The sequence below is a fragment of the Cereibacter johrii genome, assembly GCF_001720585.1.
Lineage (GTDB): Bacteria > Pseudomonadota > Alphaproteobacteria > Rhodobacterales > Rhodobacteraceae > Cereibacter_A > Cereibacter_A johrii.
Genome location: NZ_MABH01000036.1, coordinates 20,730 through 28,937, shown reverse-complemented (window position 1 = coordinate 28,937; position 8,208 = coordinate 20,730). Strand labels below are relative to the sequence as shown.

The following is an 8,208-nucleotide window of genomic DNA, read 5'->3' as shown; positions in this document are numbered from 1 at the left end:
GACGCCCTGCGCGCGGCTCTCGTCGCCGCCACCGGGAAGGCGCGGGAGATGACGGAGGCGCAGCGCCGCAGCGCCCGGCAAGGCGGTGACTGACGGGGCCGGGACGTGCGGGGCAGGGACGTGCGGGAGAGGACGGAGGCGCGGACCCGGCCCGGCCGGATCCGCGCGGGTGTCAGATGTCGGCCCGCTGGCCGCTCGCCTTCAGCATCACGAACCGCTCCGTCGTGGGCGCGAGGCTCTGGTCGATGCGCTCGGCCATGCGGCGCTCCTCGTCGAGGTTCTGCTCGAGCAGCGGAAGCGCCGATTGCATGCCCGCCAGCTCGGCCGTGGTGATGAGGGACCGGTAGGCCGCGATCTCGAAATGCTCGAAGGCGAAGTTGGCCAGCGAGTTCTTCACCACCTCGTCGGGCGCGGCCGAATGGGTGAGGGCCGCCATCGCGCCGCTGGCCGACAGCATCGTGTCCTTCAGCCCTGACGCCTTTTCCGACAGGCTGTCGAGGATCTCCTCGAGACGGGTGAGCTGGCCCTCGGTCTCGCGGATATGCTGGTCGAGCATCGCGGACAGCTCGGGATAGTTCTCGAGCCGGTTCAGTTGCGGCTGCATGATCGAGAGCGCCTGATTTTCCATGGCATGGGCGTTCTTGAGCCCCGTCACGAACACTTCGCGGGCAGCAGTTGCCGTGTCCATTCTGTCCTCCTCTGACGATGATCCCCGCAACCGTCGCCACGGTTGCATGTTCCCGGGCTTCGGCCGCAGGGCGCGCGGGTCTCAGGCGGCAAGCCGCAGATAGACGTGCAGCCGCCCGCTCTCGGCCACGAGGGCCTCGGCCGCGGCGCCCGCATCCATCAGCGCCGCCAGCACCTGCGCCGGCTGTGCGGGCAGGTAGCCCAATGGCAGGCCGTCCGGCCGCTCGACCCGGACCGAGAGCGGATCGAAGGCGCGCTCGGGCTCGCGCCTCAGCCGCAGCCGCTCGCCGGGGCGGGGCGCCTCCGCCGCGGGAAAGCGGTCACGGCTCGCGATGTAGCTTTCGAGCACGCGGAGCCCGGGCGCAGCCGTGTCCATCCGCGCGGCCGGCGCGGGCAGGGGAAGGCCAGCGCCCGCGGCCAGCGCGGGCAGGGGAAGGGCTGCGAGCGCCCCTCCCCCGAGAAGCAGGTGCCTGCGGTCCATGGGTCCTCCTACTCCTGCTCTGCCTGGGCGCCGCTTCCCTTGCGCGCCCGCCCGAGGTTCGGCTCCTCGCCCATGGGCTCCATCGGGCGCGAGGTGAAGGTGCCGTTGCCGTCGATCGAGGCGCCCTCGCTCCAGCGGCCCTGCACCGGCTCGCTGCCGTCGCGCTGGAAGCCGAGGAAGGCATAGCTGAAGTCCTGGTTCTCCTCGGATTGCGGGAAGCTGTTCGGGATCGGGAAGGCGTCCTCGTGCCCGCCCAGTTCCTCCAGCGCCGCGAGCCACTGGTTCTGGTGCATCGTGTCGCGCGCGATGAGAAAGGCCAGCATCTCCTTCATCCCGGGATCGTTCGTCAGGTTGTAGAGCCGCGTGGCGAGGATCCGGCCGGTGGATTCCGCCGTGACATTGGCGCTCATGTCGGCCGCGGCATTGCCGCTGGCATAGATGTGGGACATGTCGAAGGGCACGCCGTCGCTGTCCACCGGCATGGCCGAGAGCCCCGCCGAGAGCAGGTTCTTGAGGTTGATGCCGCCCAGCATGGCGCCCGCCACCGGGTTTCCGGCCGCCTCCTCCTGCAGGGAAAGCGGCGCGCCCTCGAGGTTCAGGGCGACGGCGGTCGCCAGCATCTCGATATGGCCGAGCTCCTCGGCCGCCGTGTTCATGAGCAGGTCGCGGAACTTCGGGTTGCCGCGCGCGCCGCAGTCCTGGAAGAAATACTGCATCGCAACGCGGATCTCGCCCTCGACGCCGCCGATGGCCTGCTGAAGCGCGCGGGCGAAGAGGGGGTCCGGCGTCTCGACGCGCACCGGAAACTGGAGCCTCTTGTCAACGTAGAACATCCTGGTCCTCCTGTGTGAGGCCGTGCAACCGCAGGTCGAAGCACATGTTCCGCAGGCCGGTCACACCGTCCTGCCGTCTCGGCGGGACGCGGCCACAGGGCCGTGGGTCTTGGCAGCTTGATCCTGAGGGCGCGGGACCGTCGCAGGTTGGCCGCACCGTCCTGCCGCAGCGACGGGGCTCAGTCGCAGGGGCGAGGCCCGGGCCGCCCCGTCGTGGGGGCACGGGACCGTCGCAGGTCGGTCACACCGTCCTGCCGCCGCGGCGCGACGCGGCCGCAGGGGCGGGTGTCCGGCAGCCCCTGCGGCGACTGCGGGAACATCGGTCGAAGAGGGCGGTTCAGCGCGTATCTCCCAAAGGAAGGACCTCTCATGCGCAGTCTGAACCTCATCACCCTCTGCCTCATCATCATCGGCGGCCTGAACTGGCTGCTCGTCGGCCTCTTCCAGTTCGACCTCGTGGCGGCGCTCTTCGGCGGCCAGCAGGCGATCCTCGCGCGGATCGTCTATATTCTCGTGGGCCTGTCGGCGCTCTGGCAGCTGTCGGTCTTCTTCAAGGCCATGAAGACGGACAGCGTCCATGCCGAAAGCGCCGGCCGCCGTCACTGACCGCAGGGCGGAGGCCCTCGTGACCGGCCGCGCCCCGTGACCGCCCGGCCACGTCCCCGCGAGAGGGAAGTGGTGCGGGTGGAGGGGCGGCCGGTCCGCTTTCTGACCCGGGGATCGGGCCGGCCCGTGGTGCTGCTCCACGGCAACGGCAGCCTCGGCGAGGAGATCTTCCGCGCCTTCGCGCCCGTGCCCGGGTGGCGCTGGATCGCCCCCGACCGGCCGGGCTACGGCGGCAGCGCCCCGCTGCCGCTCCGGCGCACGGATCCGCTGTCGCTCGCCCGCTGGCTCGGCCATTTCCTCGACGCGCTCCGGCTCGAGGAGGCGATCCTCGCGGCCCATTCGCTCTCCGCGGGCGCGGCCCTCTGTCTTGCCGCCACGCGGCCCCGCAGGCTCTCGGGGCTTCTCCTGATCGCGCCCTTCTGCAGGCCCACACCGCAGGACTGGAAGCCCGCGCTGCGTCTGGTCTCGGCGCCCGTCTGGGGCGCGCCCCTGCGGCCGATGCTGCCGCCGCTCGCCCGCCTCGCGCGCGGGCCCATCCTGCGCACGCTGATGACCCCGAACGAGGTGCCGCCCTGGCTCCGCGATTTCCCCATCGAGGAGGCCCTGCAGCCCTGCGCGGTGCTGACGGCGGGCGCGGAACTGCGCCGCTTCAACCGCGGGATGCGCGCCGCCGAGGCCCACCTGCGGGTCGAACTGCCCGTGACCGTGCTGCAGGGGCTGGCCGACCGCACGGCCGAAGCGGACTGGCAGCTGCCCTGGATCGAGGCGCGGGCACCCCGGCTGCGGACGATCAGGCTGGCGGGCGTGGGCCATGCGCTCCATCACGCGGCGCCCGATACGGTGCTCGCGGCGCTGGCCGATCTGGCGCCCCCCGCGGCCGGACCGGAGGGCAGAGCCTGCGCGCGCGCGGGCCTTGCCCACAAGGGCCCGGCCTCACCCGGGTGAGAGACTTTCCCTTGATCCGAGGCCTCTGGAGCAGCCCCCGCGCCCCGCACCGGCGCCTTTCAAAGAGATAAACTATTTGATCCTTATCAACGTCACGGGGGGCGGCGGCCGGTAGGGCTGCGGCATGACCCGCCGCTGTGCCCCGCTCTGTATCTGCCTTCTCCTCGCCGCCGCTCTGGTGACGATGCTGGCGCAGACCTCTGCCGCGGCGGTGCGGATGGCGGCCCGGGGGCCTCTCACCGAGATCGCGATCTGCGACCATGCGGGCGGCGCCTCGACGGTGCGGCTCGACGCCAAGGGCATGCCCGTCGACCCCGAGGAGGACGGCTGCGGCACCCGCTGTGCGGCCTGCTTCGGGCCTGCGACAGCCCTTCTGCCCCTCCGCCTCCTTCCCGTGCCGCCTGCGGGCGCCGCTGCGGCCGCCGTGACGCAGCCGCCCGCGCTGGCGGCTCCACGGCCCGCGGCCGTCCACCGGGCCCGCGGCCCCCCGATCTTGGAAGCCTGACACATGCCGTCCCTTCCGGCCTCCGGCCGCCTCATAGTCCTGTGGCTCGCGGCCCTGCTGACCGCCCTCCTGCTGCCCCTTGCCGCCGCGCGCGCCGATGCGCCCTTCATCACGACCTTCGCGGCCGAGGTGCCCGCCTCGGATCTCGTGCCGGGCGCCGACGGCTACGGGCCCCTGCGCGAGGATCTGGCGGTCGTGCCCGTCCTGAAGGGGCAGGAGACGCTGGGCTATGCCTTCGTCACCTCGGATTTCGTGGGCACCACCGGCTATTCCGGCAAGCCCATCCATGTGCTGATGGCGGTGGGCCTCGACGGCCGCCTGTTGGGCGTCGATCTCGTCAAACATTCCGAGCCCATCGTGCTGGTGGGCATTCCCGACGCCAGGATCCGCAAGATGGTGGGCGGCTATGTCGGGATGGATCTGGTGGCCGAGGCTGCCGAGGAAGGCTCCGCCCACGAGATCGACATCATCTCGGGCGCGACCGTCACCATCATGGTGATCGACGATTCCATCGTGCGCTCGGGGCTGAAGGTCGCCCGGGCGCTGGGGCTGGGCGGGCTTGCGCCGACGGCCGCGCCGCAGGGCCCGCGGTTCGAGATCGACCCCGAGGCCCCGGCGCCCGCCGACTGGCTCACGCTCGTGGGCGACGGCACGCTGCGGCGGCTCTCGCTCGACGTGGGCCAGATCAACGCGGCCTTCGCGGCCCATGCCGATCCGCGCGCGGCCGAACGTCCGCAGCCCGGCGCCGAGGGCGACATCTTCATCGACATGGTGGCGGGCCTCGTGAGCGTGCCCGGGATCGGGCAGAGCCTGCTCGGTCCGGCCGAGGCGCAGAACCTTGCGGGCTGGCTGGCGCCCGGAGATCACGCGCTGATGCTGGCCGGGCGCGGCGCCTATTCCTACAAGGGCTCGGGCTATGTGCGCGGCGGCATCTTCGACCGGATCGTGCTGGTGCAGGGCGACGTCTCGATCCGCTTCCGCGACCGGATGCACCGGAGGCTCGGCGCGCTCGCAGCTACCGGCGCGCCCGAGATGACCGAGATGGACCTCTTCCGCATCCCCGCGGACTCGGGCTTCGATCCGACCGAGCCCTTCCGCATCCAGCTTCTCGTGCAGCGCGAGGTGGGGCCGATCGAGAAGGTCTTCACCACCTTCGATCTGGGCTACGACCTGCCCGACCGCTATCTGCGCCCGCTGGCGCCGCCGCCCGCCGCGCAGGCCGCCCCCGAGGAGCCGAGCGAGGCCGCGGCGCAGGCCCAGCTCTGGCAGCGGATCTGGCAGGACAACCGGGGCCGGATCGCGGCGCTGCTGACCATGCTCGGCGTGCTGACGGCGGCCTTCTTCTTCCAGTCCTTCCTGACCGCCTCGGCCCGGCTCACCTTCTGGTTCCGCATCGCCTTCCTCTCCACCACGCTCGTCTTCCTCGGCTGGTATGCCAATGCCCAGCTGTCGGTGGTGAACCTGATGGCGCTGGTGGGCTCCTTGCGCGGCGGCTTCAGCTGGCAGGCGTTCCTCCTCGATCCGATGACCTTCATCCTGTGGTTCTCGGTGGCGGCCGCGCTCGTCTTCTGGGGCCGGGGCGCCTATTGCGGCTGGCTCTGCCCCTTCGGCGCGCTGCAGGAGCTGACCAACCGGCTGGCCAGGCTCGCCCGCATTCCGCAGGTCACGCTGCCCTGGGGCCTGCACGAGCGGCTCTGGGCGGTGAAATACATCCTCTTCCTCGGCCTCTTCGGCGTGAGCCTCGCCTCGATCGAGCAGGCCGAGCATCTGGCCGAGGTCGAGCCCTTCAAGACGGCGATCGTCCTGAAGTTCGACCGCGCCTGGCCCTTCGTCCTCTATGCGCTGGTGCTGCTGGGGATCGGGCTCTTCGTCGAGCGCTTCTACTGCCGCTATCTCTGCCCTCTGGGCGCAGGCCTCGCGATCCCGGCGCGGATCCGCATGTTCGACTGGCTCAAGCGCTACCGCGAATGCGGCAATCCCTGCCAGACCTGCGCGCGCGACTGCATGGTGCAGGCGATCCATCCGACGGGCGAGATCAATCCGAACGAGTGCCTGAACTGCCTCAACTGTCAGGTCCACTACCAGTCGAAGACCACCTGCCCCGTGGTCATCAGGAAACTCAAGCGCCGCGAGACGGCCTCGGCGAACACCGCCGCCGTCCGCGAGACGCTGGAGCAAGCGATCCAGAACCATCCAAACGTGAAGGGAAAAGCCCATGTCTGACAAGGAACGGGGACGCATCAGCCGGCGCGGCCTGCTTGGCGCCACGGCCGGAGGCGCGGCGCTGGGGGCGCTCGGTCCCCGCGCGGCGATGCTGGCCGGAGGGGCGGGGCTTGCCACCGCCGCGGCCACCGGACCCGCGGCCGCCGAGGCGAAGTTCGCGCTCGCCCCGGGCGAACTCGACGAATATTACGGCTTCTGGTCCTCGGGCCAGACCGGCGAGCTGCGCATCCTCGGCATCCCCTCGATGCGCGAGCTGATGCGGGTGCCGGTCTTCAACCGCTGCTCGGCCACCGGCTGGGGCCAGACCAACGAGTCGCTGCGGATCATGACCGAGAACATGTCCGACAAGACGCGGGCCTTCCTTCAGGCCAACGGCAAGAAGGTCCATGACAACGGCGACCTCCACCACGTCCACATGTCCTTCACCGAGGGCAAGTATGACGGCCGCTTCCTCTTCATGAACGACAAGGCCAACACGCGCGTGGCGCGGGTGCGCTGCGACGTGATGAAGACCGACGCGATCCTCGAGATCCCGAACGCCAAGGGCATCCACGGCCTGCGTCCGCAGAAATGGCCGCGCACCAACTATGTCTTCGCCAACGGCGAGGATGAGGCGCCGATGGTCAATGACGGCAAGGTGCTCGACGATCCGTCGCAATATGTGAACTTCTTCACCGCCATCGATGCCGACAGGATGAAGGTCGCCTGGCAGGTGCTGGTCTCGGGCAACCTCGACAACACCGATGCCGACTACGAGGGCAAATATGCCTTCTCGACCTCCTACAACTCCGAGATGGGCACCAACCTCGGCGAGATGATGGCGGCCGAGATGGACCATGTGGTGGTCTTCAACATCCCCGAGATCGAGAAGGGGATCGCGGCGGGCGACTTCCAGGAGCTGAACGGCGTCAAGGTGATCGACGGCCGCAAGGGCCGGAACAAGAACTACACCCGCTATATCCCGGTCGCGAACAACCCGCACGGCTGCAACATGGCGCCGGACAAGATCCACCTCTGCATCAACGGCAAGCTCTCGCCCACGGTGACGGTGATCGACGTGCGCAAGCTCGACGCGCTGTTCTACGAGGGCGCCGAGCCGCGCTCGACCGTGGTGGCCGAGCCGGAGCTGGGCCTCGGGCCGCTGCACACCGCCTTCGACGGTGCGGGCAACTGCTACACCTCGCTGTTCCTCGACAGCCAGGTGGTCAAGTGGAACATCGACAAGGCGATCCGGGCCTACAACGGCGAGAAGGTCGATCCGATCCTGCAGAAGCTCGATGTGCAGTACCAGCCGGGACACCTGAAGACCTCGATGGGCGAGACGCTCGAGGCGGACGGCAAGTGGCTGGTGGCGCTCTGCAAGTTCTCCAAGGACCGGTTCCTGAACGTGGGCCCGCTCAAGCCCGAGAACGACCAGCTGATCGACATCTCGGGCGACAAGATGGTGCTCGTGCACGACGGCCCGACCTTCGCCGAGCCCCATGACGCCATCGCCGTCCATGCCTCGAAGATGAACATCCGCTCGGTCTGGGACCGCAACGACCCGATGTGGGCCGAGACGCGCAAGCAGGCCGAGGCCGACGGGGTGGACATCGACGACTTCACCGGCGAGGTGATCCGCGACGGCAACAAGGTCCGCGTCTATCTCTCCGGCGTGGCGCCGTCCTACAGCCTCGAGAAATTCACCGTGACCGAGGGCGACGAGGTCACGGTGATCGTGACCAACCTCGACGATGTGGACGACCTGACCCACGGCTTCACCATGGGCAACCACGGCGTCGCGATGGAGATCGGGCCGCAGGCGACCGCCTCCGTCACCTTCGTGGCGGCGCAGCCGGGGGTCTACTGGTATTACTGCCAGTGGTTCTGCCACGCGCTCCACATGGAGATGCGCGGCCGGATGTTCGTCGAGCCGAAGGCGGCCTGAC

Annotated in this window: 8 protein-coding genes; 5 read left to right on the top strand and 3 right to left on the bottom strand. The window is 69.8% G+C overall.

From position 1 onward, the window contains the following. Window positions 1-172: 172 nt before the first annotated feature. From A9O63_RS02205 to A9O63_RS02195, 3 genes are all read right to left on the bottom strand, one after another. A complete protein-coding gene (locus A9O63_RS02205) occupies window positions 173-688 on the bottom strand; it encodes a ferritin-like domain-containing protein (RefSeq protein WP_069330464.1) in 516 nt (171 codons plus the stop codon). An 81-nt stretch (window positions 689-769) separates the two neighbouring features. Next, window positions 770-1,168 carry an HIRAN domain-containing protein gene (locus A9O63_RS02200; protein WP_069330463.1) on the bottom strand — a complete coding sequence of 133 codons (399 nt, stop codon included), beginning with the start codon at window positions 1,166-1,168 and terminating at the stop codon, window positions 770-772. An 8-nt stretch (window positions 1,169-1,176) separates the two neighbouring features. Next, window positions 1,177-2,001 carry a manganese catalase family protein gene (locus A9O63_RS02195; RefSeq protein WP_069330462.1) on the bottom strand — a complete coding sequence of 275 codons (825 nt, stop codon included), beginning with the start codon at window positions 1,999-2,001 and terminating at the stop codon, window positions 1,177-1,179. Between the two features lie 369 nt (window positions 2,002-2,370). Here A9O63_RS02195 and A9O63_RS02190 point away from each other — a divergent pair, with 369 nt between their 5' ends. The 5 genes from A9O63_RS02190 (at window position 2,371) to nosZ (ending at window position 8,207) form a co-directional block, all read left to right on the top strand. Then, window positions 2,371-2,607, top strand: a complete 237-nt coding sequence (locus tag A9O63_RS02190) for a DUF378 domain-containing protein (RefSeq protein ID WP_069330461.1) — start codon at window positions 2,371-2,373, stop codon at window positions 2,605-2,607. Window positions 2,608-2,676: 69 nt separating this feature from the next. Further along, window positions 2,677-3,552: an alpha/beta fold hydrolase gene (locus A9O63_RS02185; protein WP_235836909.1), complete on the top strand. Its 876-nt coding sequence runs from the start codon at window positions 2,677-2,679 to the stop codon at window positions 3,550-3,552. Window positions 3,553-3,676: 124 nt separating this feature from the next. After that, window positions 3,677-4,057, top strand: a complete 381-nt coding sequence (locus A9O63_RS02180) for a hypothetical protein (protein ID WP_069330460.1) — start codon at window positions 3,677-3,679, stop codon at window positions 4,055-4,057. Window positions 4,058-4,060: 3 nt separating this feature from the next. Then, window positions 4,061-6,280 carry a NosR/NirI family protein gene (locus A9O63_RS02175; protein WP_069330459.1) on the top strand — a complete coding sequence of 740 codons (2,220 nt, stop codon included), beginning with the start codon at window positions 4,061-4,063 and terminating at the stop codon, window positions 6,278-6,280. Then, window positions 6,273-8,207 carry a TAT-dependent nitrous-oxide reductase gene (gene nosZ / locus A9O63_RS02170; protein WP_069330458.1) on the top strand — a complete coding sequence of 645 codons (1,935 nt, stop codon included), beginning with the start codon at window positions 6,273-6,275 and terminating at the stop codon, window positions 8,205-8,207. The genes A9O63_RS02175 and nosZ overlap by 8 nt, the downstream gene beginning before the upstream one ends. Window position 8,208: the final 1 nt, after the last annotated feature.